Annotated in this window: 24 protein-coding genes; 7 read left to right on the top strand and 17 right to left on the bottom strand. The window is 39.2% G+C overall.

Annotation, left to right across the window (positions count from 1 at the left end; all coding sequences use genetic code 11):
• Positions 1–128: 128 nt before the first annotated feature.
• From rlmH to ACS125_RS09195, 3 genes are all read left to right on the top strand, one after another.
• Positions 129–608: a 23S rRNA (pseudouridine(1915)-N(3))-methyltransferase RlmH gene (gene rlmH / locus ACS125_RS09205; protein WP_004793934.1), complete on the top strand. Its 480-nt coding sequence runs from the start codon at positions 129–131 to the stop codon at positions 606–608.
• Between the two features lie 112 nt (positions 609–720).
• On the top strand, positions 721–1,497 hold the full coding sequence (locus ACS125_RS09200) for a DODA-type extradiol aromatic ring-opening family dioxygenase (protein WP_443271664.1): 777 nt from the start codon (positions 721–723) through the stop codon (positions 1,495–1,497).
• A gap of 168 nt (positions 1,498–1,665) precedes the next feature.
• A complete protein-coding gene (locus ACS125_RS09195) occupies positions 1,666–2,775 on the top strand; it encodes an META domain-containing protein (RefSeq protein ID WP_443271662.1) in 1,110 nt (369 codons plus the stop codon).
• Positions 2,776–2,829: 54 nt separating this feature from the next.
• On the opposite strand, the gene gdhA is transcribed toward ACS125_RS09195, so the two are convergent.
• Positions 2,830–4,233 carry an NADP-specific glutamate dehydrogenase gene (gdhA, locus tag ACS125_RS09190; RefSeq protein WP_443271660.1) on the bottom strand — a complete coding sequence of 468 codons (1,404 nt, stop codon included), beginning with the start codon at positions 4,231–4,233 and terminating at the stop codon, positions 2,830–2,832.
• Between the two features lie 272 nt (positions 4,234–4,505).
• Here gdhA and ACS125_RS09185 point away from each other — a divergent pair, with 272 nt between their 5' ends.
• Entirely contained in the window at positions 4,506–5,297 is a 792-nt protein-coding gene (locus tag ACS125_RS09185; protein WP_443271658.1) for an RnfABCDGE type electron transport complex subunit B, read from the top strand.
• Positions 5,298–5,984: an endonuclease III gene (gene nth, locus ACS125_RS09180; RefSeq protein WP_060465437.1), complete on the top strand. Its 687-nt coding sequence runs from the start codon at positions 5,298–5,300 to the stop codon at positions 5,982–5,984.
• Here the strand turns inward: nth and ACS125_RS09175 are convergent.
• From ACS125_RS09175 to ACS125_RS09135, 9 genes are all read right to left on the bottom strand, one after another.
• Entirely contained in the window at positions 5,981–6,163 is a 183-nt protein-coding gene (locus tag ACS125_RS09175) for a hypothetical protein (protein WP_068564205.1), read from the bottom strand. The two genes, nth and ACS125_RS09175, sit on opposite strands and share 4 nt — an antisense overlap.
• A gap of 64 nt (positions 6,164–6,227) precedes the next feature.
• The gene (locus tag ACS125_RS09170) at positions 6,228–7,412 is read right to left on the bottom strand and encodes a VWA domain-containing protein (protein ID WP_443271656.1); all 1,185 of its coding nucleotides are present in this window, start codon (positions 7,410–7,412) and stop codon (positions 6,228–6,230) included.
• A 3-nt stretch (positions 7,413–7,415) separates the two neighbouring features.
• Positions 7,416–9,785 (bottom strand): DUF5682 family protein, encoded by a 2,370-nt coding sequence (locus ACS125_RS09165; protein ID WP_443271654.1) that lies wholly within the window; start codon positions 9,783–9,785, stop codon positions 7,416–7,418.
• Positions 9,786–9,860: 75 nt separating this feature from the next.
• Positions 9,861–10,943: an ATP-binding protein gene (locus ACS125_RS09160; RefSeq protein WP_443271652.1), complete on the bottom strand. Its 1,083-nt coding sequence runs from the start codon at positions 10,941–10,943 to the stop codon at positions 9,861–9,863.
• 32 nt (positions 10,944–10,975) lie between these two features.
• Positions 10,976–12,613: a hypothetical protein gene (locus tag ACS125_RS09155; RefSeq protein WP_443271650.1), complete on the bottom strand. Its 1,638-nt coding sequence runs from the start codon at positions 12,611–12,613 to the stop codon at positions 10,976–10,978.
• Positions 12,604–13,935, bottom strand: a complete 1,332-nt coding sequence (locus tag ACS125_RS09150) for an SWIM zinc finger family protein (RefSeq protein WP_443271648.1) — start codon at positions 13,933–13,935, stop codon at positions 12,604–12,606. Before ACS125_RS09150 ends, ACS125_RS09155 begins: the two co-directional genes overlap by 10 nt.
• Before the next feature lie 184 nt (positions 13,936–14,119).
• The gene (adk, locus tag ACS125_RS09145) at positions 14,120–14,773 is read right to left on the bottom strand and encodes an adenylate kinase (protein ID WP_004793940.1); all 654 of its coding nucleotides are present in this window, start codon (positions 14,771–14,773) and stop codon (positions 14,120–14,122) included.
• 86 nt (positions 14,774–14,859) lie between these two features.
• Positions 14,860–16,173, bottom strand: a complete 1,314-nt coding sequence (locus ACS125_RS09140) for a membrane protein (protein ID WP_004793941.1) — start codon at positions 16,171–16,173, stop codon at positions 14,860–14,862.
• 61 nt (positions 16,174–16,234) lie between these two features.
• On the bottom strand, positions 16,235–16,753 hold the full coding sequence (locus ACS125_RS09135) for a hypothetical protein (RefSeq protein WP_416661744.1): 519 nt from the start codon (positions 16,751–16,753) through the stop codon (positions 16,235–16,237).
• A gap of 235 nt (positions 16,754–16,988) precedes the next feature.
• Between ACS125_RS09135 and mrdA the strand changes: the two genes are divergently transcribed.
• Entirely contained in the window at positions 16,989–19,007 is a 2,019-nt protein-coding gene (gene mrdA, locus ACS125_RS09130) for a penicillin-binding protein 2 (RefSeq protein WP_151963427.1), read from the top strand.
• The gene (gene rsmD / locus ACS125_RS09125) at positions 19,007–19,552 is read left to right on the top strand and encodes a 16S rRNA (guanine(966)-N(2))-methyltransferase RsmD (RefSeq protein WP_151963426.1); all 546 of its coding nucleotides are present in this window, start codon (positions 19,007–19,009) and stop codon (positions 19,550–19,552) included. The genes mrdA and rsmD overlap by 1 nt, the downstream gene beginning before the upstream one ends.
• A 74-nt stretch (positions 19,553–19,626) precedes the next feature.
• Here the strand turns inward: rsmD and ACS125_RS09120 are convergent, their stop codons facing one another.
• From ACS125_RS09120 to ACS125_RS09090, 7 genes are all read right to left on the bottom strand, one after another.
• Positions 19,627–20,082, bottom strand: a complete 456-nt coding sequence (locus ACS125_RS09120; RefSeq protein WP_034596341.1) for a hypothetical protein — start codon at positions 20,080–20,082, stop codon at positions 19,627–19,629.
• Between the two features lie 57 nt (positions 20,083–20,139).
• Positions 20,140–20,709, bottom strand: a complete 570-nt coding sequence (locus ACS125_RS09115) for a HupE/UreJ family protein (protein ID WP_443271644.1) — start codon at positions 20,707–20,709, stop codon at positions 20,140–20,142.
• A 9-nt stretch (positions 20,710–20,718) separates the two neighbouring features.
• Positions 20,719–21,333 carry an urease accessory protein UreG gene (gene ureG, locus ACS125_RS09110; RefSeq protein WP_002117800.1) on the bottom strand — a complete coding sequence of 205 codons (615 nt, stop codon included), beginning with the start codon at positions 21,331–21,333 and terminating at the stop codon, positions 20,719–20,721.
• Between the two features lie 24 nt (positions 21,334–21,357).
• The gene (locus tag ACS125_RS09105; RefSeq protein WP_151963424.1) at positions 21,358–22,023 is read right to left on the bottom strand and encodes an urease accessory protein UreF; all 666 of its coding nucleotides are present in this window, start codon (positions 22,021–22,023) and stop codon (positions 21,358–21,360) included.
• Positions 22,010–22,492, bottom strand: a complete 483-nt coding sequence (gene ureE / locus ACS125_RS09100; RefSeq protein ID WP_151963423.1) for an urease accessory protein UreE — start codon at positions 22,490–22,492, stop codon at positions 22,010–22,012. Before ureE ends, ACS125_RS09105 begins: the two co-directional genes overlap by 14 nt.
• A 71-nt stretch (positions 22,493–22,563) precedes the next feature.
• Entirely contained in the window at positions 22,564–24,264 is a 1,701-nt protein-coding gene (gene ureC / locus ACS125_RS09095; protein ID WP_443271641.1) for an urease subunit alpha, read from the bottom strand.
• Positions 24,265–24,301: 37 nt separating this feature from the next.
• Entirely contained in the window at positions 24,302–24,610 is a 309-nt protein-coding gene (locus ACS125_RS09090; RefSeq protein ID WP_013198608.1) for an urease subunit beta, read from the bottom strand.
• Positions 24,611–24,619: the final 9 nt, after the last annotated feature.

The following is a 24,619-nucleotide window of genomic DNA, read 5'->3' as shown; positions in this document are numbered from 1 at the left end:
AGACAGATGATCATTTGATCGCAGTCCAACACCGTTTTTTGGACTGCGTTTTTTATGCCTATTTTACTACCGCGAATTCATCTCTTCCTCAGGTATAATGCGCCAGCTGTTTTAAATGAATAGATAATATGAAAATTCGTATTCTGACCATTGGTCAAAAAATGCCTGCTTGGGTTCTCACTGGTTTTGAAGATTACTTCAAACGTATTCAACCTTTTGTGCAAACTCAAGTCATTGAACTTCCTATGGCCAAACGTGGTAAGAATGATTCAGAAGCGGATATTTTAAAATATTGTCAAATTGAAGGTGAAAGTATTTTAAATGCTTTAAAACCGAATGAAACTTTAATTGCTCTAGAGGTCGGTGGCCGAGAACTCAGCACAGAGAAACTGGCTGACACCATGAAACAGTGGATGCTTGAAGGCAATGATGTAGCACTTGCTATTGGTGGACCAGATGGTTTATCAGATCAAGTACGTAAAGCTGCAGCATGGCATTGGTCACTTTCAAAACTCACAATGCCCCATCCTTTAGTACGTGTTTTATTAATTGAGCAACTATATCGGGCAATGACTATTAATCATAATCATCCCTATCACCGTGCATAAAAACAACAACCGTTTCATTTTAGGAACAATCCGTTGAAATCAGGATACTTTTATCATGTTCTGATTTTGGCATAATACTTATTATTCTGCTTTTCAACTCAGGTGTAATGAAATGGAACTACAAACCCTTCCCGGACTGTTTATTTCACATGGTTCACCCATGCTTGCACTTGACCCGGAACAAGTGGGACCTGCTCTACACCGTTTAGGTACAAATCTGCCTATCCCAAAGGCAATCATTGTGATGTCTGCGCACTGGGAAAGCAAAGCACTTGAAGTGAGCATTTCAACTCGTCCTGAAACGTGGCATGACTTCCGCGGATTTCCTAAAGAGTTATATGAAATTCGCTACAGTGCGCCTGGGCAACCAGAACTTGCTGAAGAAATCTTAAAATTACTGGCAGATGCTCATTTAGTTGCACATGCGAATAGTACGCGCCCTCGTGACCATGGTGTATGGATGCCTCTATTACATATGTATCCTGATGCTGACATTCCTGTCGTCGAGATTTCTTTGCCAACTAATTTAAGCGCACAAGAAATTTATCGTATAGGACAAACGCTCGCGCCTTTACGTGATAAGCAGATTTTACTCATTGGTTCAGGCAGTATTACTCATAATCTTGCAGAGCTATCTTGGCAAGGAGACAACTCTAAAGTTCCAGAATGGGCCTCAACTTTTAGAAATGCTGTTGTGAATAAACTTACCCACCAAGATTATGATGGCGTACTGGACTGGCAATCGTTGCCGTATGTAAAACGCAATCATCCTACCCTAGAACATTTTGCCCCGTTGTTTTTTGCTATGGGCACAGGTAATCGTTTTACGATTGTTCACAGCAGCTTCACAATGGGCTCACTAGGCATGGACATCTATCGTTTTGATTAATTATTAGCAAATACCCCGTTTCGCGGGGTATACCATTATTTTTGTTGAAAATTAGAATAACTTACAAACTTATACATTTTAAAAACCGAAACAATCAAATGTTTACATTTTCTTTTTTTAAGAATGTTTTAAGCTTATTGCTGTTGTTTTTTTACTTGAAGTTTTTAAATGAAAATTAAATATTTAATTCTTGCGTTATTACCTTTTTCTTTGATGGCGTGTCAAACAGTTACTAATACTCCTGCTCCAATTGTATCTGAGCAACAACAAAACCTTGCAGCCACTTTAGGTGAATATGCTTGGACTTATCAAAATGTAAAAGCTTCTAAACCACTTATCCTTAACTTTAATGCAGATGGCAAATTAGCAATCAATACAGGTTGTAATGGCCAAGGCGGTACTTGGAAAGTTGAAGGTAACCAACTTGTTACATCTAACCTTGTTTCAACAATGATGGCTTGCCAAGATGATTTAATGAAACAAGAACAATTGTCGAATAGCATCTTTAGTGACACAAAATTACCAATCGAAATTAGTAACAATAATGGTCAGGTGATTTTAAGCGTGACAGACAAAACTGGTCAAAAGCATATTTTCCAAGGTCAAAAAGCAGTGAATACTCAAGCCTTAACAGACTACTCTTGGTCTTATCAGCCTGAAAATACAAAAAAACCTATCGTTCTTAACTTCACCAACGACCGTTTATCAATCGCAACAGGCTGTAACCGCCAAGGAACAACTTGGAAAGTTGAAAACAACACCATCGTAACTGCTGATGTAATGTCAACAATGATGGCGTGTGAACCTGCTTTAATGAAACAGGAACAATTTTCTAGCAGTCTTTTCCAAAAACGTGCGATTCCATTTGAACTCAATACCACAAACGTTGATCAACCAACACTAACGGTATCTGATGCTCAAGGTCAAAAATATACCTTTACTGGTAAAATGACACCTGAAGCAAAATATCAATCTGAAGGAAAAACTGTTTTCCTAGAAGTTGCTCCACAAACTAAATCATGTACTGGTGTTGCACCACAAACTTGTATGCAAGTTCGTGAAATTAAATATGATGACAAAGGCGTTAAAACTTACGCTGACAAAAACTGGTCATTATATTATGGCCAAATTGAAGGTTTTGAACACAATCCAGACCAACGCGTAATTTTACGTGTGAAACGTTTTGAAGTTAAAAATCCAGCAGCAGACCAATCTAGTCAAGCTGATGTATTAGATATGGTTGTTGAGCAAGAATTAGTTAAAAAACCTAAAAAATAAGTTTTTAAACTAAAAAAATCCGATGCTTTTGCATCGGATTTTTTATTTCTATTTTTAGAAAATACCTTGAGCAAGCATTGCATCAGCCACTTTTACAAAACCTGCAATATTGGCACCATCAACATAGTTCACAGTACCATCTTCTTTAGTACCGTATCTTACACAATTGGCATGAATGTCTTTCATAATTGCATGTAGACGCTCATCGACTTCAGCATGTGTCCAGCTTAAACGAATTGCATTTTGAGACATTTCTAAACCAGATGTTGCTACCCCACCCGCATTAGATGCTTTTCCTGGCGCATACAAAATTTTAGCTTCGATGAAGTGTTCAACTGCTTCAAGTGTAGATGGCATATTAGCGCCTTCAGCCACACAAATTACGCCATTTGCAATAAGCGTTTTAGCATCTTCACCTGTTAATTCATTTTGCGTAGCACATGGTAAAGCAATATCGACAGGAATATGCCACGGCGTTTTTCCTTCAAAATATTCAAAACCATGTTTAGAAGCAAACTCAGAAATTCGACCACGTTTAACGTTTTTAAGATTCATGACTTCAACAAGCAACTCATCTGTAAAACCGTTTTTTACATAAACTGTGCCGTTAGAGTCAGATAAAGTAATAACTTTTGCTCCTAAGAACATGGCCTTCTCTGCTGCATATTGTGCAACGTTACCAGAGCCAGATACTGAAACAGTTTTACCAGCAAAAGATTGTCCACGTGCTTTGAGCATTTCCTCTGCAAAATAAACCGTACCATAGCCAGTTGCTTCAGGACGCATCAAGCTACCACCAAATGAAATTCCCTTACCGGTAAAGACACAAGCGGTGTCATTACTCAGCTTTTTCATCATGCCGGCCATATAACCGACTTCACGCGCACCCACACCAATATCTCCCGCAGGAATATCAGTATTTGGTCCTAAATGGCGATAAAGTTCAATAATTAGTGCCTGACAGAATCGCATAATTTCAGCATCAGATTTACCTTTAGGATCGAAATCTGAACCACCTTTTCCCCCACCCATTGGTAAGGTGGTAAGTGAGTTTTTAAAAGTCTGCTCAAAACCTAAAAATTTTAAAATTGATAAATTGACTGAAGGATGGAAACGCATTCCCCCTTTGAATGGACCAATTGCTGAATTGTATTGAACACGGAAAGCTCGGTTAACTTGAGTCTGACCTTGATCATCCATCCATGAAACACGAAATTGAATCACACGCTCAGGTTCAACTAAGCGTTCTAACAAACCCTGCTCTGCATATTCCGGATTTTTTTCAATAAATGGCCACAAACTCGTCATTACTTCTTCGACAGCTTGTAAGAACTCAGGTTGATGCGGATCACGCGCTTGCACGTAATTCAGGAATTCATTCAAGTTTTTATATTTCAATGCACGGTCCTCAGCATAGTAATGAATTAAATTGGTGCAATACATTATTAAATGCATCATTTAGCAGCAAAATATTAAATCCCTTTCCATCAATTTTAACAATAGTTATTTTAAATTATTTTATTACCCTTAATTATCAAAAACTTATTTTTAGAAAAACTACTTAAAGATCAGAAATAGTCATTTAACTTTTCACTTTTATTGATCTATTATTGTGCATAATTAGCGACATTTTAGGTCAATTAAAAACCCGATAAATTCGTTAAAATCCATTGACCTTACTTAGGTTTTTCTTCATTATCGCATCGTTTTAACCAAGCTATTTGCCCACTATGAATTCATCTATTTCTCTCATACGCGAGATTGATGCGTTATTACCACAAACACAATGTGGTCTATGTGGACATCGTGATGGATGTCTACCCTACGCAAAGTCGATTGCTGAAGGTGAAGAAGCAAATAAATGTGTTCCAGGTGGACAACCTGTTGCTGATGCACTCGCAAATCTATTAAATCGCTCTCCATTAACTGCTGAAAGAAGCGTATGGCCTGTACAAACAGATGGTCGTCCACAGCGAATGAAAGCAATTATTCGTGAAGATGAATGCATTGGCTGCACCAAATGTATTAGTGCTTGCCCTGTAGATGCTATTATTGGCAGTGGTAAGCTCATGCACACCATCTTGACTGACTTATGTACAGGTTGTGAGTTATGCATTTCACCATGTCCCGTAGATTGCATTGATTTGGTTGAAGACACGCAAGCTTTACCAAATGAACAACAACGTACTGCAGAGCAAAATGATTTAAGACAACGTTATTACGCTCATATTCAGCGTGAAGAAAAGCGTCGCAGTCACCGTAAAGGGCCAGTGGTACGTGCTGAAATAGATACTCAACTGTTTGCGCAGTTTTCTCAGGCACTTGATGAATTACCTTCAATTGAACTCATTGAGAAATCTAAAGAGACTGTGCCAACTGATGCTAAAACTACAATTGAGTTAGCTAAAATTCGTACACAAATTAAGAAACTGGAAAAACAGTTAAGTGTACGTGAAGATGCTAAAAAACGTCTTCAACTCGAAGAACTACAACAGCAACTCATGCAACTACAGGAGGTCTGAATGGCCGTCAAGAATATGACGAAAAAGCAGATTCAAATTTTCTTTGAACGTCTTCGCGAACAACGACCTTCACCTCAAACCGAATTAAAATATTCCTCTCCATTTGAGCTACTTATTGCAGTTATGTTGTCAGCTCAAGCGACCGACGTAAGTGTGAATAAAGCAACAGATAAGCTCTACCCTGTGGCGAATACCGCCGAAAAAATCTATAACTTAGGCGTAGATGGATTAAAGGAATATATTAAAACAATTGGCCTTTACAACGCTAAAGCCGAAAATGTCATTAAAACCTGTAAGATTTTAATGGAACAATTTAACGGCGAAGTTCCAAGCAACAGAAAAGACTTGGAAGCTTTACCTGGTGTCGGGCGTAAAACCGCAAATGTTGTTTTAAATACAGCTTTTGGACAACCGACTATGGCTGTTGATACCCATATTTTCCGAGTGGGAAATCGAACTGGTTTAGCCGTAGGTAAAAATGTACTTGAAGTTGAGCATCGCTTAATTAAGGTCATTCCTAAAGAATTTATTTTGGATTCCCATCACTGGCTTATATTGCACGGTCGTTATTGTTGTATTGCCCGTAAACCTAAATGCGCTGAATGTGTAGTTGCAGATGTTTGCAACTGGCCTGATCGCTTTGAATTTGGTGCTATAAAAACAATTCCAACAAAAAACCTCAGTTAATCCTGAGGTTTTTTAAACTGCTGCAATTTGGGATGTAATTGTCGCGCTTTACCATTTAGTTTATTTTCCAAAGCCTGCTGTTTTTGCACATGACGCAGCATTTTTTGACTTTGATACAATAAAAACAACAGTAGAGCTAAACTTAAAATTACCACTACAATCAAAATAATTTTCAGCAAAGAAGTATCCTCAATCCACTCAAACATTGAGTGTTATATGCAATAACATAATCTTTAACTTCTATTATGTCAGATTTTGTTGGCTTGCATACCATGCATGAATATCTTGTTTTTCAATTGCAGTTGCCATTAGCTCTGGAAATTGATCAGGTGTACAGGCAAACGTTGGAATTCCCATATCAGCAAAGATCTGTGCATGCTGAGTATCGTACCAAGGTGCACCATCATCAGACAATGCTAGTAGCGTAATTACTTGCACCCCACTATCCAGCATTTCAGCAACTTGTTTTAGCATTTGCTTAGCATCTCCGCCTTCACACAAATCACTGATGAGGATAAAAATCGTATCTTCTGGACGGGTAATTTTGCTGCGACAATATTTAATCGCTTTGGCAATATCAGTTCCACCACCCAATTGCGTCCCAAAAAGCACATCGACAGGGTCTTCAAGTAAGGGAGTTAAATCGGCTAACTCGGTATCGAATACAACCATTTGCGTAGTGACTGCACGAATACTTGCCATGACTGCCGCAAAAACACTGGAATAAATCACTGAGGGAGCCATCGAACCACTTTGATCAACACATAGTACAATATCTTTTAAAGCCGTTTGTTGGCGCGGATGTCCATGTAATTCATGTGGAATAATGGTTTTAAAGTCTTCTTGCCAATGCTTCAAATTGGCTTGAATAGTGCGTTTCCAGTTAATATCTTGCATACGTTTAGGACGACGTGTATGTGCCGAACGATTGATACTACCTCGAATCGCTTGTTGTAACGGTTGTTTGAGACGATGTTCAAGCTGCTCTACTAACTGACGCACCACAATACGCGCGGTTTCTTTGGTTTTTTCAGGCATTAAATGATTGAGTGAAATCAAGGTGGAAACCAAATGAATATCGACTTCTACACTCGCCAACAATTCAGGCTCTAACAACATTTGTTGTAAATTCAAACGCTCTAAAGCATCTTTTTGGATGACTTTCACCACAGAAGACGGGAAATACTGTCGAATATCACCTAACCATTGCGCTACGCGCGGACTAGAATGTCCTAAGCCACCACGGCGATTAGGCTGTTCCCCCTGATAAAGTTCATTCAAACACTCTTGCATCTTGCTATCTTGTAGCGACCAATTGGGTAAATGTGTAGTCGAATTGGGGGCTTGCCCTAAAATCAAACGCCAACGTCGTTCTTGTTCATCAATGTCAGCTTGTTCTAAAGTGATCAGCTCTTCATTCATATCCATCACTTAACCCTCGACAGTAACAGGTTGTAAATACGTGTAAATTTCATCTAAGACCATTTGAGCACGTGCAATATCTAAAGAACCAACCTCTTGTTTTACTGTGGTCGATTTTTGCGTCACTTTCTGAATTAATTGCTGTGCTTCAGCAGGGCTAAAACTTGAAGCAGTTCTAGCCAAAATTGGTAGTAATTCAATAAATTGCTGCTCTTGTAATTGATTAACCCATTGACTCACGGTATCCCAAAGACTTTGCTCATGAATCAATAATAAGGCTTGGTGTGTCAAAAAACCTTCAAACCAAGCTGCACTGTAGTCTGCCGTCTGCCCGATTGATAAAGCTCGAGACAGGAACCCTTGTGTTTGTTCAACATCAATCAACTGTTGTTCTCTCGCTAAACGTACACAACAACCATGCAAATAACCTTGCATCTGTTCAAGGTATAATAGTTGTTGCAAAGTATCTTGCCAGAGTTGTTGCAATTCATCTTTTTGTAATTGTTCTAAAAGTTCATATAAAGCTTGTAGTTGTTGGGCGAACTGCTGTGCCATTTCAGCATTCAGTTGTACACAATAATTCGGCAAACTCAACATCAATCGAATCGCTAAATGTTCTACTAATTGATGCAAATGTTGCATTGAAAACTGACGCACACTGCCATAACGAATTGCCGTAATTAGCGGCTTTAAGGTAGCTAGAATAATACTTGGATCTTGATGCTGAGTAGTGAGCTCATTTAATTTATCTAAAGCAAGATTTAAACTTTGATCCAGTCCCGAGAGTAAAAGATTTTCAATCAGTTGAGCGATCTGCGCCACATCTTCACACTGCTTGATCCGATTTTCTAAATAACTTTGTGTAGCCAGCTGAATACTATTGCCCCACAATGACATTTCATTTAGATACAAGCTACTTTCAGGCTGCCAAGACAAATGCCAAATTTCTTTAAAATTCCCTTGCTTTGCACCTGTACCTGTACCTGTTAACTCTGCCCAATCAAGACCAAGTAATTTCACACAATGTAGAAATTGACTTTTTGCCAAGTCAAATGCTTCACGTAAATCTAGAGTAATATCACGATGTGGTGCTTCGAGTTTTAAGCGGAAATGCTTCACTTGCTGTAAAAAATCTTTTTGAATTGGCAACTCAATCAATTCAGCAGGTACTTGTCCCAATTGCTCATCTTCGAGCAATTTAGTTAAAATCGGTTGTGGAATATCTAAACCATGATTCAAAACAGAGCGAATCACCTCAAATAAATCTTCCAAATCAGGGATACGTCGTCCACGTAGTTGCAATAATGATTGAATCAGTTGTACCGCATCAATAATCTGAGCACTTGAAGCATCATAGCCTGCTTGGCGTAAAGCATATGCGAATTTACTCAACCAATCTATTGTAATTTTTTCGCCATCTACATTTTCCTCTAAAGTTTGTTGGTAATGCTTCCAAAGATGGGTATACCATCCAACTGCTTGTACCCCCGCACCATAACCACTGTCTCTATTTAAACGCCCATGTGTCCATGCAATCCACGCAGCATCAACTTTCACTTTAGGTAAGCCTTTGAGCAAAGCAGTATCAGCTTTATTTTGGGTCTTTATATCTGCCAATACAGGCGCATGCCAAGCCCCACAAATCACCACAATATTTTGGTAGCCTTGCTTTTCTGCTTGTTTTATCACTTTGCGCATATAGGCTTCGCGATATTGTTCAAGTAATTGATCTTCGCTGGTGTAGTTTTCAGGTTGTTGACTTAGCAGATGTTCACGTAAAGCTGCCATCGCATCGCTAATAGCAGTAAACATTTGTCCAGCATGGGGTTGCTGTTCGATTAGATGTTCCCAAAAACGCTCACTATCTTGATAACCAGCCTGTTCAGCCAATAATTGAATTGGATCTCGACGAATAGAAAGATAGCGCTGTTCCAGATCGTGTTCTGGCTCAATATTATCTTTCTGATTCAACTCAATCTCTTGTTCATTTGCTAATGCTTGTTCATCTGTTAAAAGCTGATCTTGCTGTAGCCTTTGCTCTGCCCATTGTTTTTCCAGTGCAAAACGATGTTGCAAAGGTAAATCCATAAACTCTACTACGACTTGCTGACGCAGCGCGTATTGCAGAGCTTGCCACTCAGGTGAAAACTCAGCAAAAGGATAAAATACCGCCTGTGATCTCACTTCTTTTTGTACAGGAGTATTCAACAACAATGCCACAGGTGGCTTAAAATCAGGATGTTGCAATTGGCCTATGATCGTATTGGCATCAGGAGGTCCTTCAATCAAAATACAATCAGGCTGAATCGAAGCCAAAGCATTACACACACTACGAGCCGAACCAGGTCCGTGATGACGAATACCGAGAATATGCAGCATTTTTTATCCTTTATTCTGATCAAATCTTCTCCTTTGAAAGGAGAAGATTAAGATGAGGTCATTTATTATTTGTTTTTATTCTAAGTCACGACAAGCACGATACAAATCTTGCCAACCCTCACGTTGTTTAATCACAGTTTCAACATACTCTTTCCAAGGCACAATATCTTGGACAGGATCTTTTAATACAGCACCTTGTAGACCTGCTGCCAATTCATGGTCAGTTAAATTACCTGAACCAAAATGTCCGGCCATTACCCAACCATGACTCATCACAGAAATTGCTTCGGCTGTTGATAATGTACCCGTTGTTGTTTTTAGCTTTTGCTTTCCATCCAAAGTTTGCCCATGACGTAATTCTCTAAAAATTGTAACTAGTTTTTGAATTTGAGCATCTAAAGGCTGAATCTCAGGAAGTTGTAAACTTTTACCTAATGACTGAACACGCTTTTGTACAATCTCAACTTCTTCTGCGATTGTGGCTGGTGGTGGTAAAATTACAGTATTAAAACGACGTTTTAATGCAGAAGAGAGTTCATTTACCCCCTTATCACGGTTATTCGCGGTCGCAATTACGCTAAAACCTTGTATCGCTTGATACTCAATACCGAGCTCAGGCACAGGCAGATTTTTCTCAGAAAGCAAAGTGATTAAAGTATCTTGAACATCCGCAGGAATACGAGTAAGTTCCTCCACACGTGCAATCTTACCTTCTTGCATCGCACGCAACATCGGACTTTTGACTAACGCATCTTCACTAGGACCTTTAGATAAAAGCTGGGCATAGTTCCAGCTGTAGCGTAAAGTATCTTCACTGGTTCCAGCCGTACCTTGAATCAATAAATCACTATTACCAGAAATAGCAGCTGCCAAATGTTCTGACACCCAAGATTTCGCTGTGCCCGGTACCCCTAATAATAATAATGCTCGATCAGTTGCCAAAGTTGCGACTGCGATTTCCATTAAACGGCGATTACCAATATATTTAGGTGAAATCACCGTACCATCAGCTAATGTGGTCCCCAATAAATAGTCCACGACAGCTTTCGGTGAAAGTTGCCATTGTGGTGGTTTCACTAAACTGTCATGCGCCTTTAATGCATCCAACTCATGAGAAAATTGTTGTTCTGCACGTGCACGTAAAACTTGTTGAGACATGAGGATTATCCTGATTTATGATTTATTGATAATTAAGCAATAATTTCTTGTTTGTACCGATTAAGCTGAATAAGTTGTTTCCATTCAGAAATAGAAAACAGAGGTTGTAAGCAACTGAAGTCGATTGGATAAGCTTCCAAAATCAGACATTGTGCCTGCTCTTTTAGTAATGCAAATTTATTTTGATCCTGCTGCAAGTCCAAAGTCTCATATGCATGTTGTATTAATACGGCTGCCATCTCTGAAATATTTTGATTTTGATGCAAGACTTGGGCTCTTTGAAATACAAACCAAAAATGTTCTAAATCCTGACTTTGGTAATGGGACTCGAGTTGTTTTAATAACAATTCGGTTGCTAGCTCTTGATCAAGCAGACTAAATATCCACTCACGTTCAAGCCTATTCCCAGTTGATATCGTCACAGTTTCACACCATTTGGTTTGATGTTGGTAAAACCATAAAGCTAAATCACGGCGCTGCTCCTGATAACAGCGAATAATAAAAGCATTCCAGATATGCTCTTTTTGTTGTGAATGTAATGAAAACAAATGATCCCAATTACCAAATAATTCTAACCAATATGCGAGTGGCAATTGGATTAAAATTCTTTTGAGATAAAACACGCCCTGCGAACTTTCACAAAATGCTTGATAAGCTTGTTCAACTTGAGAGCTTTGGTAGGCTGTTTTCAAACTTCTACGACTTTCAAGCAAATTTGCTTCTCGATCAAAAAAACCATAATCATTCAATGCATCATCTTGATCTAAGTTAATATTAAATTTAACTTTTTTAGCTTTAACATCGTAGTTCAAACATTCACGCAGTAATACCATAACCTCGTTATAAAGTGCATTATCTTGATAATATAAATAGAAAGCTAATGCAGCATTATTACGTACTGTCGCTGCATTCTGTGGTTCCAGTGTTTTCACATGGTGGTATAAAGCTTCAAATTGGGTTACTGGCATGTTATACGTCACTAGACTTTCAGCATGACTTTGCAAATGATTTCTCTGAATAGATTGTGACCAAAACTCTGCAACATGTTGATGAATAAAGTTTGGCAATTGATCGCATAATTGGCTTATTAACAATGACCATTCGCTATTTTTTAATTTCATTAACTCACGAATCAATGGTGCAGCATCTTGTTGCTTCAAATATTTCCACACTCTTTTTGCATCATCTAAACGTGTTGTAACATCACCTTGAAATGCAAACTTAGGTAGAATCGCTGCCAATAGCACTGGGTTTCGACACAGTGGTAGAAGTTTCAACACCAAATAACGAGGAATCACTTGCTGCTGCTGTTGAGCAAGTTTAAAAATTTGATTAACCCAATTCTGATATAAAAATGGTGATTCTTGCGCAATAACCCATTTCAAAATTTGCACGAGTTGATTATCCAGTTGCTTTTCATTTTCTCTCTGATCAATCTCGGCGATATTTTTTTGGAATGTTTCTGGAACATCTTGCGCTTGATAACCTGCTTGCTGCATCAGCCCCCAATATTGGTTCAAGACTAATAAATCTTGGACTGAATCAATTTGTTTAGGTACATATATTTGCAATCCCTCAGGGACTTTTACAGTCTGTTTAAATTGCTGCCCCAGAGTCAGTTTGAGTAACAATTGTTGATTGAACTCACTGTATGATGTAGTTAAAGACATTCAAAATGCCCTCCTTGCCAAATACTTATAAGTTTAAGTTTCAACCCATCCCACTCTAAACCAGCACTGAATGACTCAGCCCCCACTAAAAACCACAACTCAACAAATTGCTTAATTTCAATTTCACACATCTTTTGATCCTGATCGACCAAATAAATTGTTTTACCAAGCTTTACTAAACGTAATTGCTCTAACCAGAAAAAGCGCACTAACTGCAAAGGATATTGTTTTAAGCCATTTGCATATTGAGTAAATGCTTGATCAAAATTTTTAAAGCCATTCGGTGCAACAAGCTTTAGGCTCAAATCAGTAAATGACATTAAATTATCTTCTAAACGAAGACGTTGTTGACTTACCACTGGATAAAACTTGGCATTTAAATCCAATTGTTTTTGATACGGTAAGGTCAATCCAAAGCTTGAATGAGGTGGTATTTCAAAATCCAGTATTAAATAATCACGCAGATTCTGACTATCCCATAACCATTGACGTCGATAACGTCCCCGAGTATTGACTAACTCGTGCGTCACTTGTCCTAGTGCGTAAAGATTAAGCTTATGCACTGGTATGCTATCCCACATATCAGCTGGTAAATTAATACCAAATAGCTGTTTCACCTCTTCATAAAGCTCAGGTTTAAGATGCTGACGGTTCTGCCATAATTGAACAGCCGTTTGTAATTTAGCCAACCAGAATGAGCTCGCCATTTGCCAGTTCGTTTGATATAAGACACTAGAAAATTCATCTAAATAACTCACCAAACCCGTAACTTGAGCATCTACTAATCGGCTTTTAATATCTCTGAATTTCTCGTGCTGCTGTTGACGTAACCGTGCTAGTCCTATAGTAAGTACATCATTTAGCCATGTTTGTAATGCATCAATCCCAGCATCCATTTTTTTCTCGCGCGCCAACTGCCGTTTGAGTCTCGCTTCTTCATCAACCGGCTTATCAATCTTGTTTTCTTTTTTCTCAAGAGTTTTCGTTTTTTTATCACGCCATTTTTGTACACGATCAGGTATGTTTTGTTCGTCTGATTGCACAATAAATTTATCTTGATATTCGGTATAGACAAATAATAATGCTAAGGCATGTTTACAAGGCCGTTTAAAACTTGGACAACTACATTCACACTTCAATTCAGGTAAAAAAATCGCACTTTGATAAATTGAACTACCTTGGATTTCTCCCCAAATCCATTGGTCAACTGAACCAGATATATTATTCCATGCTTCAAATTTAGCTAGTTTCTTAGCTGATTTTGCTGAACTTGCATCTGGAATAATCTGTTCCACCTGATTAGACTGAATCGTCAGCAACATAATTAACCCTTAAAAATAATTTTTAATATCAATATTTTGGTTTATACAATTAAACATACTATAAATGTTTTAAATTTAATTTTACATACTACTTTCACATAGTACGACATATTATGTCGCTAATTTTTATGGGTATAAAAAAACTGCCTAATGATTTCATTAGGCAGTTTCTAATAAAAATAAATTATTTGTCTAAGATGTTGAACAAATCTTTCTGTACATCTTCAATTGTACGCAAGCCATCAAGCTTGTCATAAGTCGGTGCGTTCTCACCAGATGCAGCACGGCTTTGATAGAATCCAACCAATTGCTCAGTTTCTGTATGATAAGAAGCTAAACGTTTACGGATTGTTTCTTCTTGGTCATCTGGACGTTGAACAAGATCTTCACCAGTTTCATCATCTTTACCTTCCACTTTAGGTGGATTGTAAACTGTATGATAAACACGGCCAGAAGCTGGATGCTGACGACGACCAGAAAGACGTTGTACGATTTCTTCGTCAGGAACATCAATTTCAATCACGTGATCAATGCTAATCCCTTCTTTTTCCAAAGCTTCAGCTTGTGGAATAGTACGTGGGAAACCATCGAAAATGCAGCCATTTACACAGTCAGGCTGAGCAATACGTTCTTTTACTAAACCGATAATAAGTTCATCTGAAACCAAACCACCAGATTCCATTACACTTTTAGCTTTTAGACCTAATTCAGTACCTTCACGAATTGCAGCACGGAGCATATCACCGGTTGAAATTTGTGGGACATTGTAGCGCTTACAGATCAACTGAGCCTGAGTCCCTTTGCCTGCCCCAGGTGGTCCGAGTAAAATAATGCGCATAAAAAACATCCTCATTTAAAACAATGAATATGAAGTCCGGCAGAAAAAGTCTCGTTAATCTTCAATAGATCCTGCCCGACGTCGAATTATAAGAAAGCCACAAACAAATGTATTGTACCAGCAATAAATCCGGTTACCCCACCTAGTACAATAAGAATCCACTCATCCTCCTGAAATGCAGGACGCAATAAATTCTGAAACTCTTTTGGTGTCAGTTCGCGAATACGCTCTTTAAACATTTGAAAAATCTTCTGTGCCCGGCTTGCGTTCAGCGCTGGGTCACATACGGGTCCCATCGTAATTTCAATTGAACGATCAATCAAGTCCGTCTTTAATCTTGCGTACTCTCTTGGCCCTAAAGAAAGCTGTAAAGATGTACGAACTAACGGTGTTTCCATAATTTCGTTAATATGACGCTTCACAATACGGCGAGTTTTATCTTTACGCGGCCCATACATCATTTCGGTCATAATCGATTTTAACGTAATTAAATCTTCTGTTACTACGCTTGAAAACACGTCAGAGACTTCCTCTTGACGCTTCATGAAAGCACCTTGGAAATTATAAGTCCCAATTCGAAGAACGGGTACAATCCAAGGGAACTTACGATCTTTTGTTAATCTAAAAATCTGTGGGTAACGAATATAATGTGGCTCAATCGGATTAAATACCATCCAGATCGCAATCCAGTTCGTTAAAAAGCCCCAAATTGAAGCCCAAAACGGTACAGTCCAGTGCCAAGGTACGACAAACCAAACAATCATTTGGAAAATACCAAAGAACATTCCAATTAAAGCACTAATATGCCAAATAAAGTTGATTTCTTTTTGCCCAACTTTTAAGAACATGCGTACCATTAAACGGCGGTCACCTTCCATCTGGCTCACTACCATTTCACGCATATTAACCAGTGACTCAACGTTCATGGTCAGCTCAGTCACTAATTCTCTTAATACACCTGGTAATTGTTTATGCGCCTGAGCATAAATACGGCGTTTAATTGAATAAGGTAAATTTTCCCAAAGTACGGCATTACGATCGATCATGACTTCATCAATCAGATGTTCAAGTTCAAATCCAACCTGCTCACCAATAATGCGTGCCATATCTTCAGGGTCCATTGCTTCTAAAAATTCACGCAATGAACCTAACTTAGATAATGTATTGTCGGTAATAATACCCGAGATACGTCCAGCTTTACGTGGCACAATACCTTGCCAACCTACTGGTAATGGACCTAAATGGAATCCCCAAAATTTAATTGGGTAAAACACCATTTTTAAAGCCATCCAAACGTGTGCCCATGTAACAAAGGCAGTGACTGGAATGATACTTAAAACGGCCCAAAAATCAGGTCTGTGTAAAAAGGTCTGCCACAATCCGCTGACGTACTCTAACATGTAAGACTCTCGTATTTATTTGTGCTCTGCTTATAGCGAGTTAACGATAAACTGCTTTGTTTTATAAACCAAAACTTAGAGAATAAGAAAATTGAATCTGTGGTTTAGTATCCGCAGCAACTGCCCCATTCTGGTCAGTTAGTTTTTCCGCCGCGCCAATACCCACACTAAAAGTACTAATTCTTTCTGAATTCAACAATACATAGGCCAAATCGACGCCAGCTCCTAAACGGGATTTATAATCACCATCGACCTCTTTACTATCGAGATGCCCAGCATAAAAACCAATATAGTAACCATTTTTATCTGTGCCGGTAAGATAATAAGGATATCGAAACCCGACTTGGCCACCAGCAGTTTTGTCACCATTCAAAAATGCGCCAACTTTGGCATAGGCAATACCATAAGGGTTTACCCATTCGCCGTTTAAATGTAATAGTTTTTGTGTAAAACCAGCACCCACATTCCACGTAGATGCAGTATGTCCTGCTAATTTTGCTTCTGGAAGGAACGAATAATCTTGAGCATGAGCCCAACTACTTACCATCAGAACTGCAAGTAAGGGATAAATTTTTCTCATTATTTTCTCCATTTTCCCTAATCGTATGGTGAGAACAACCCTATTCTATTGAATGAGAGACTTTAACAGAATTATTTTGCTTCTTATATACAAGTATCTACAATTTTGTTGTCTGCAAAGTCAAAACGTATCTTATCGAAATGCACGGAAACTTTGAAAATTATGCAATATTTTAAGCGCTCTTGCGTTAGAATAAGCAGCTATTTTTCTACCCTATGTCACTAAGTCGATCCTTATGAAGCAGCACTTTCCTTTAAAAGATATCCAGCAAGAAAAGCGCATTTATCGAGGACGAATCTTTTTTGCCGTAGGTCTTGTTATCGTTTGCTTATTAGTGCTGATTAGCCGATACGCTTATCTGCAAATTTTTCACTATGACGAATTTTCTACAGCATCTGATAAAAACCGAATTCGCTTGCAACCACTTCCACCTGCTCGTGGTTATATCTATGATCGAAATGGCGTATTACTGGCAGATAATTATCCTGTTTTTACAGCAACTTTAAGTAAAACAGATGTAGAAGATGTGGATGGTGTTGTTGAGCAGCTACAACCTATTTTAGATCTAACACAAGAAGATATTGACCGTTTCAAAAGTCGTATAAAAACTGCTCGAAAAACTGAACGTGTCGCAATCAAACTTAATCTAACTGAAGCCAATATTGCCAAGTTCAGTGAAGCTAAATATAAATTTCCCGGCGTAAGAATCGAAACACAAATGACTCGTTACTATCCACACGGTGAGTTATTTGCTCATGTGATTGGTTATGTAGGGCGTATTAACGATAAAGAATTAAAAAGTATTGATAAAGATTTATATGCTGGAACCAATTTAATTGGAAAGATTGGCGTTGAGAAAAGCTATGAAGATTTGCTGCACGGAACACCAGGTTATGAATCTGTTGAAGCAGATGCTCACAGTAACATATTGCGCCATTTAGGCCGTAAAGATCCTACTCGTGGCAATGACCTCTATTTATCCTTAGATTATGGTTTACAGGTTGTTGCATCTCAACAGCTCGCAGGCCGTCGTGGTGCCATTGTTGCTATCGACCCTCGTACGGGTGAAATTCTGGCTTTAGTATCTAGTCCAAGCTTCAACCCTAATTTATTTGTGACAGGTATTAACCATAAAGATTATAGTTCTTTACGTGATAATTTAGATCAACCGCTTTATAACCGTGCGGTACAAGGTGCATACCCTCCAGGTTCTACCATTAAACCAATGGAAGCGATGGGCGGCTTACACTACGGTATTGTAAACTGGTCAACAGCCATTTCTGACCCAGGCTATTTCCACTTACCTGGTGATTCACATAAGTTCCGCGACTGGAAAAAAACCGGTCATGGTATCGTAAACATGCATAAAGCCATCATTATGTCATGTGACACCTATTTTTATATTCTTGCCCATCAAATGGGTATTGATCAAATGAACCAATGGATGCGTCAATTTGGGTTCGGTCAGAAAACAGGTGTCGATCTACCAAGTGAAAGCGAAGGACTTTACCCAAATCCTGAATGGAAAATGCGTACTCGCAAAGCCAAGTGGATGAAAGGTGAAACGATTTCTGTGAGTATTGGTCAAGGTGCATTTACAGCTACACCTTTACAACTTGCTATGGCGACTGCAATTACAGCCAATCATGGTTCTCATGTCACCCCTCATGTTTTACGTGCAACGCATGGTGCAAAACCATTTACTGTACGTAATGCACCTGATGGCAAAATCAACTTCAACGGAACAGATGAAGACTGGATTCAAATGCGCGACGCTATGATTGATGTAATTCAATCAGGTACTGGTCGAGGCATTCGTACACCTCTCTATCAAATTGCAGGAAAGACAGGAACTGCGCAGGTTAAAAGTATTGCACAGGGTAAACGCTACAATGAAGCAGCCCTGAGCGAACGCCAACTTGACCATGGTTTATTCGTTGGATTCGCACCTGCTGATAAGCCAGAAATTGCAATTGCCGTAATTTGGGAAAATGGTCGTCATGGTGGTTCTGCTGCTCAACTTGCAAGACCTATTTTTGATTACTGGTTATTAACTCGTAAGAAAAACCCAATTCGACCAGCAAACCATCAAGTCAATGGTGGACTAATGACCGCTGGAATTAAGCCAGGTGAGCTATCAAGCGGCGGAGAAGTTGCGAGCTCTACTCCAGCATCCGCTACTTCAACTGCACCCGCAGCCTCAACACCACAGGCTACACCAGCTCGCCCTGCAACCAATGAGGTCGATGAATAATGAAGAATCAATTACGCATTATTGGTGGCGAATGGAAAAGACGAGTACTTCCCTTCGCTAGCATTGAGGGCTTACGCCCAACGCCAGACAGAGTGCGTGAAACTCTATTTAACTGGCTCATGTGGGATATTCAAAATGCGCATGTCCTCGATGTTTGCACAGGCTCTGGCGCATTAGGTTTTGAAGCGTTGTCACGTGGTGCTGCGTCAGTTTATATGATTGAACCAGACAAAACTCAGGCACGTTTCTTAAAAGATAATGTTGAGCTATTAAAAGCCAAAAACTGTCATTTAATCAATGCGACTGCTCAGCAAGCTTTACCCCGTTTAAAAGAACAGTTTGATGTTGTGTTTTTAGATCCACCTTATAGTCTAGACTTATGGCAAGAACTTTCGAACTTGGCAGAACCCCATATTAAAAAGAATGGGTATATTTATGTTGAAGCTGATCGAGATTTATCTCAACTTCTCCTCCCTTCAACATGGCAACAAGTTAAAACAACGAAAGCTGGAACTGTTCACGCAGGGCTTTATCAGAAGATATAATCATGTAGTTTTTTTATCAAAAATTAATTTACCTGATCTATTTATTTGAATTAGATTATTTTAATTTTGTATTTTCAGAATAAATAGATCGTAAAAAATCGTATGAGTTGACCTCGATCATAAGGAAAACTCGAAATATATTCATAACCAATTTTCAGTCTTGGATTAACACTATAATTAAATCCATACCCAACTGAAATGGATAAATCTTGAATATTAATATGATTCGTTAAGCCATTAATGTTTTTATTCTGAAGTTGCCCTGTATCATAGGCTGTATAATTATAAATCACCCAACGCTCATTTGAATAAAACTCATTTTTGAGCACATTATAGTTATTAACTTCATCATCATGCTCAATGGCTAACCGCCTTTGTTCCAAGTTTAAATCTGATTGATCCAACAACTGGTCTGTATTTAGTAAAGTAGAATCACTTTCTGATTGAAAAAAATCATAGGCCTGAACATATCCACTATAAAAGATAATCAGAGCTGTAAAAATAGTATAAATATTCTTATGCACACACATTTTATTTTGCAAATCCAAAAAGGTAGCCTAAAGCTACCTTTTTTTGCAAGGTTTTAATTAACTTAAACCAATTACTGCAACAACTGCTGCACAGGCGCCAACAATTTTTTTGCCATATGGCACATATCGTGTAAGCGCAGCACCCAATGCTAATCCACCACAATAAATTAAAGCCATAGCTGAAACCATACCCATTACTAATGCAACAACATGGCCTGAGTGTGCTAATTCAACACCATGCGCTATGCCATGAAAGCTTGCAAGTAATGCTGCAGCGATAGGTAAAACCTTATTCGATTTTGTCCATAATGCAATTGCTGTAACCACTAAAGAAGCCACAATACCGTATTCAGCAACATTTACAGGGACTAAGCCTTGAGCACCTACTAAAAAGCCTATAATTAAAGTAATACTTAAAGTAATAACTCCAGCAATTTTCCACTGCTTAGCTGCTGACCACAATAAGACACCAAAACCCAAGGCCATGACTAAATGGTCTAACCCAGTAAAGGGATGAATAAAGCCTGCCATGAATCCTGAATGTTCATGGTTATGTCCTGGGTGTGCCATTGTAAGTGCTGGCAATAATGCAAGGAGCCCTATGCCCCATTTTTTAATGAAGTCCATAATCTCTCCTTAGGCTTTAAATAGCCCTTGTTTCTCAATAAATTGAATGATTTCTTCAAGACCATCTTGCGTTTTCATATTTGAAAATAAGAATGGCTTTTCTCCGCGCATGCGTTTCGCATCTTGGTCCATAACATCAAGATTTGCACCAACCATTGGCGCAAGGTCAGTTTTATTAATAATGAGTAAATCTGACTTGGTAATGCCAGGCCCGCCTTTACGAGGAATTTTTTCTCCACCAGCCACGTCAATCACATATAGAGTTAAATCAGAAAGCTCTGGACTAAATGTTGCAGCTAAATTATCGCCACCGCTTTCAATGATAATAAGCTCCAAGCCTTCAAACTTTTCACACAAATCATCAATTGCTGCCAAGTTAATTGAAGCATCTTCACGAATTGCTGTATGAGGGCAACCACCTGTTTCTACGCCCACAATACGATCTGGCGACATCGCTTCGTTACGGGTTAAAAAGTTTGAATCTTCTTTGGTGTAAATATCATTTGTCACCACTGCCATGTTGTATTTATTACGTAAGGCTAAACATAAATTAAGTGTAAGCGCAGTTTTACCCGAACCTACTGGTCCGCCAATTCCAACTCGTAATGGACTACGTTCTGTCATGATTTTTATCCTTCTTTCCTAAACTTAAGATCTGAATAACCGTGAATATTGTGTTTCGTGTTTCATACTCAGCATTGCATAACGAGGTAAAGCGCTACTCAATTGCTCATCAACAAGTTGCAAGGCTTTTTCCACAGCTTGGGGCACTAAACCATATAAGTGCCATAAAATTCTTTGTCCGGCCATTTGCCCTAAAGGAACAGTTTTTACCGCAGCCAGAACCTGATTTTCTAAAACGGTAAAAGTATAAGCTGTGAGCACATCAACATCGTTAAGCCCAAGTCGACCACAAAGCTGTGCATAGACAGGCACAAAACCAAACTGCTTTTTAACTTCAACAGGTTTTTTTAAAACATCTCTAATCCATGCATTCAAAGAAAATGCTAACTGCTGAGACTCTGCCAAAAGCTCTTTAGTTTCACGACTTGCCTTATACAAATTTGCCCAAACCAGAAACTGGTCTTGGTCATCATGATATTGCATAAGACGCTTTAATACTGGCAACTCAAATCGCACTAACAGCATCTCAAGCACTTCTTCGAAATAAGCAATTGCTGAGGTTTCATCGTGTATTAAGCCAATATCGATGGCTGTTTCTACACCTTGTGAATAACAATATGCTCCAACTGGCAGTGCCGTAGAAGACAATGTCAGCAATTGAAGTAATTGCGCTGCGTTATGAGTGGACATGATGCAAAGCTTTGATTGGGCTTAAACGGTGGTCATGACTATGCTGTGCATAGGCACCACTTTCAGGTTCAAACGGATGATCAGTTTCTGAGACTGTAAGCCCCAGTCCATTTACCATTTCTGCAAGCACATGATCAGGTTCAAAATATAAAGCTGTAGGCGTCAACATTAATGGCACATGTCGGTTACCAAGGTGATAAGCTGCTTTAAGCAAATCAAAGTCGGTTTGAGCAATGACTTGCATTAATCGCTCAGGCTTAGCATCGACACGTAGTACATCGCCCTGTTGCGTTGCAATGTATGAACCACTACGCAAAATTCCGGTACGCGGCAAATCAGCACCAATATCTATACCGCTAGATAAAGTTGCCCGAAATCGTGATTTCTGGCGGGTATCAAAAGTCAGCTCAACCGTTTCAAATGTCTGATCAGGAGAAATATCTTCAAGACGTTGTGTATAGATTTTCATTTAGCTTCTCTCTCCTTATTTATTTCATATCTACAAATACAGCAATGAGGCAAATCACCTCTATAAAATCATCAAAACAAGAAATAACGCTGTGCCATTGGCAATACTTCAGCAGGTTCACACGTTAATAACTCACCATCGGCCCTCACCTCATAAGTCTCAGGATGAACCTGCATGACAGGACAATATGTATTGTGTTTCATATCAGCTTTGCTAATGGCGCGGGTGTTTTTACATGGACTAATTAACTTTTTAAGGTTTAGTTTTTCAGCAACATTTGCATCAATCGCTGCTTGAGATAAAAAGGTAATGCATGTGTTGTGTACACCACGCGGATAAGCACCAAACATTGGACGGTAATGCACTGGTTGAGGTGTCGGAATTGAGGCATTAATGTCGCCCATCGGTGCTGCTGCAATCATGCCGCCTTTAATAATCATGGATGGTTTCACACCAAAAAAGGCAGGCTTCCATAACACTAAATCAGCAAGTTTTCCGACTTCAATTGAACCGATTTCATGACTTAAACCATGGGTAATTGCTGGGTTAATCGTATATTTAGCAATGTAGCGTTTAACGCGATTGTTATCATGAAACTCGTTATCACCCTCTAAAGGGCCTCTTTGAATTTTCATTTTGTGGGCAGTTTGCCAAGTCCGTAAAATCACTTCACCCACACGGCCCATCGCTTGAGAGTCAGAGGACATCATGGCAATCGCGCCTAAATCTTGCAGGATATCTTCAGCGGCAATAGTTTCACGGCGAATACGACTTTCTGCAAAAGCGATATCTTCAGCAATTGCTGGGTCTAAATGATGGCAAACCATGAGCATATCTAAATGCTCATCAATGGTATTAATCGTATAAGGTCGCGTTGGATTAGTTGAAGATGGCAATACGTTACTTTGCCCAATCGCTTTTAAAATGTCAGGTGCATGCCCACCGCCCGCACCTTCGGTATGGTAGGTATGAATCGTACGATTTTTAAATGCAGCTAAAGTTTCTTCTAAAAAACCGCTTTCATTTAAAGTATCTGTATGAATCGCCACCTGCACATCAAACTCATCTGCAACACTTAAACAGTTATCAATAGCGGCTGGGGTTGAACCCCAATCCTCATGCAGCTTCAAGCCAATTACTCCAGCTTTAATTTGCTCACGAATTGGGTCAGATAAACTCAAATTCCCTTTGCCTAATAGACCAATATTCATAGGCAAATCATCAATCGCCTGCAACATGGTAGCAATATGCCAAGGACCTGGAGTCACTGTCGTTGCCGAAGTTCCTGCTGCTGGTCCTGTACCGCCGCCTACCATTGTTGTTGTACCCGACATTAGTGCCGTTTCAACTTGCTGCGGGCAAATCCAGTGAATATGAGTATCAATACCACCCGCCGTTAAAATTTGCCCTTCACCTGCAATCACTTCTGTTGCTGCGCCTAAAGGAATGGTAATGTCTGGTTGAATATCTGGATTTCCAGCTTTTCCTATTTTCCAAATTCGGCCATTTTTTAAGCCCACGTCAGCTTTAACAATTCCCCACCAATCCACAATTAGAGCATTGGTGATGACCGTGTCAGCAACTTCATCAGCTAAAAGCTGTGATTGCCCCATCCCGTCACGAATAACTTTTCCGCCACCAAATTTAACTTCTTCACCATAAGTCGTTAAATCTTGCTCAACTTCAATAAAGAGCTCTGTATCTGCCAAACGAATACGATCACCAACCGTTGGACCAAACATCTCAGCATATGCACGACGTGACATTTTCATAACTTATTACTCATCTCTTTCATTATCGTTATTATGTTTAATCCAACTTACCCATGACGCGGCCTGCGAAACCATAAACCTCTCGCTTACCTACCAAAGCAACAAGCTCCACTTCTCGAGTTTGTCCCGGTTCAAAACGAATTGCTGTACCAGCTGCAATATTCAGTCGAAAACCCTTCGCCATTTCGCGATCAAACTGTAATGCATCATTTGCTTCATAAAAATGAAAATGGGAACCCACCTGAATAGGTCGATCACCAATGTTGGCAACTACAACTTTTAAAGTTTGTCGCCCAACATTCAGTTCAATATCAGCATCTGGAGTAATGATTTCACCGGGGATCATAAGCGTTCC

The organism is Acinetobacter sp. PFS20 (assembly GCF_052261015.1).
Taxonomy (GTDB): Bacteria; Pseudomonadota; Gammaproteobacteria; order Pseudomonadales; family Moraxellaceae; genus Acinetobacter.
Note: the sequence above shows the minus strand (reverse complement) of the source record. Positions and strands in the feature narration are given on the sequence as shown.

What these genes read in the sequence shown, in the direction of transcription:
- mrdA (WP_151963427.1), top strand. Translation starts at nt 16,989, where the DNA reads ATGAAGCAGCACTTTCCTTTAAAAGATATCCAGCAAGAAAAGCGCATT.
- ACS125_RS09150 (WP_443271648.1), bottom strand. Translation starts at nt 13,935, where the DNA reads ATGTTGCTGACGATTCAGTCTAATCAGGTGGAACAGATTATTCCAGAT.
- ACS125_RS09200 (WP_443271664.1), top strand. Translation starts at nt 721, where the DNA reads ATGGAACTACAAACCCTTCCCGGACTGTTTATTTCACATGGTTCACCC.
- ACS125_RS09105 (WP_151963424.1), bottom strand. Translation starts at nt 22,023, where the DNA reads ATGTCCACTCATAACGCAGCGCAATTACTTCAATTGCTGACATTGTCT.
- ACS125_RS09090 (WP_013198608.1), bottom strand. Translation starts at nt 24,610, where the DNA reads ATGATCCCCGGTGAAATCATTACTCCAGATGCTGATATTGAACTGAAT.
- ACS125_RS09185 (WP_443271658.1), top strand. Translation starts at nt 4,506, where the DNA reads ATGAATTCATCTATTTCTCTCATACGCGAGATTGATGCGTTATTACCA.
- ACS125_RS09195 (WP_443271662.1), top strand. Translation starts at nt 1,666, where the DNA reads ATGAAAATTAAATATTTAATTCTTGCGTTATTACCTTTTTCTTTGATG.
- rlmH (WP_004793934.1), top strand. Translation starts at nt 129, where the DNA reads ATGAAAATTCGTATTCTGACCATTGGTCAAAAAATGCCTGCTTGGGTT.
- ACS125_RS09140 (WP_004793941.1), bottom strand. Translation starts at nt 16,173, where the DNA reads ATGTTAGAGTACGTCAGCGGATTGTGGCAGACCTTTTTACACAGACCT.
- ACS125_RS09135 (WP_416661744.1), bottom strand. Translation starts at nt 16,753, where the DNA reads ATGAGAAAAATTTATCCCTTACTTGCAGTTCTGATGGTAAGTAGTTGG.
- ACS125_RS09160 (WP_443271652.1), bottom strand. Translation starts at nt 10,943, where the DNA reads ATGTCTCAACAAGTTTTACGTGCACGTGCAGAACAACAATTTTCTCAT.
- ACS125_RS09115 (WP_443271644.1), bottom strand. Translation starts at nt 20,709, where the DNA reads ATGGACTTCATTAAAAAATGGGGCATAGGGCTCCTTGCATTATTGCCA.
- rsmD (WP_151963426.1), top strand. Translation starts at nt 19,007, where the DNA reads ATGAAGAATCAATTACGCATTATTGGTGGCGAATGGAAAAGACGAGTA.
- nth (WP_060465437.1), top strand. Translation starts at nt 5,298, where the DNA reads ATGGCCGTCAAGAATATGACGAAAAAGCAGATTCAAATTTTCTTTGAA.
- ACS125_RS09170 (WP_443271656.1), bottom strand. Translation starts at nt 7,412, where the DNA reads ATGGATATGAATGAAGAGCTGATCACTTTAGAACAAGCTGACATTGAT.
- ureG (WP_002117800.1), bottom strand. Translation starts at nt 21,333, where the DNA reads ATGACAGAACGTAGTCCATTACGAGTTGGAATTGGCGGACCAGTAGGT.
- ACS125_RS09120 (WP_034596341.1), bottom strand. Translation starts at nt 20,082, where the DNA reads ATGTGTGTGCATAAGAATATTTATACTATTTTTACAGCTCTGATTATC.
- adk (WP_004793940.1), bottom strand. Translation starts at nt 14,773, where the DNA reads ATGCGCATTATTTTACTCGGACCACCTGGGGCAGGCAAAGGGACTCAG.
- ureC (WP_443271641.1), bottom strand. Translation starts at nt 24,264, where the DNA reads ATGAAAATGTCACGTCGTGCATATGCTGAGATGTTTGGTCCAACGGTT.
- ACS125_RS09165 (WP_443271654.1), bottom strand. Translation starts at nt 9,785, where the DNA reads ATGCTGCATATTCTCGGTATTCGTCATCACGGACCTGGTTCGGCTCGT.
- ureE (WP_151963423.1), bottom strand. Translation starts at nt 22,492, where the DNA reads ATGAAAATCTATACACAACGTCTTGAAGATATTTCTCCTGATCAGACA.
- ACS125_RS09155 (WP_443271650.1), bottom strand. Translation starts at nt 12,613, where the DNA reads ATGTCTTTAACTACATCATACAGTGAGTTCAATCAACAATTGTTACTC.
- gdhA (WP_443271660.1), bottom strand. Translation starts at nt 4,233, where the DNA reads ATGATGCATTTAATAATGTATTGCACCAATTTAATTCATTACTATGCT.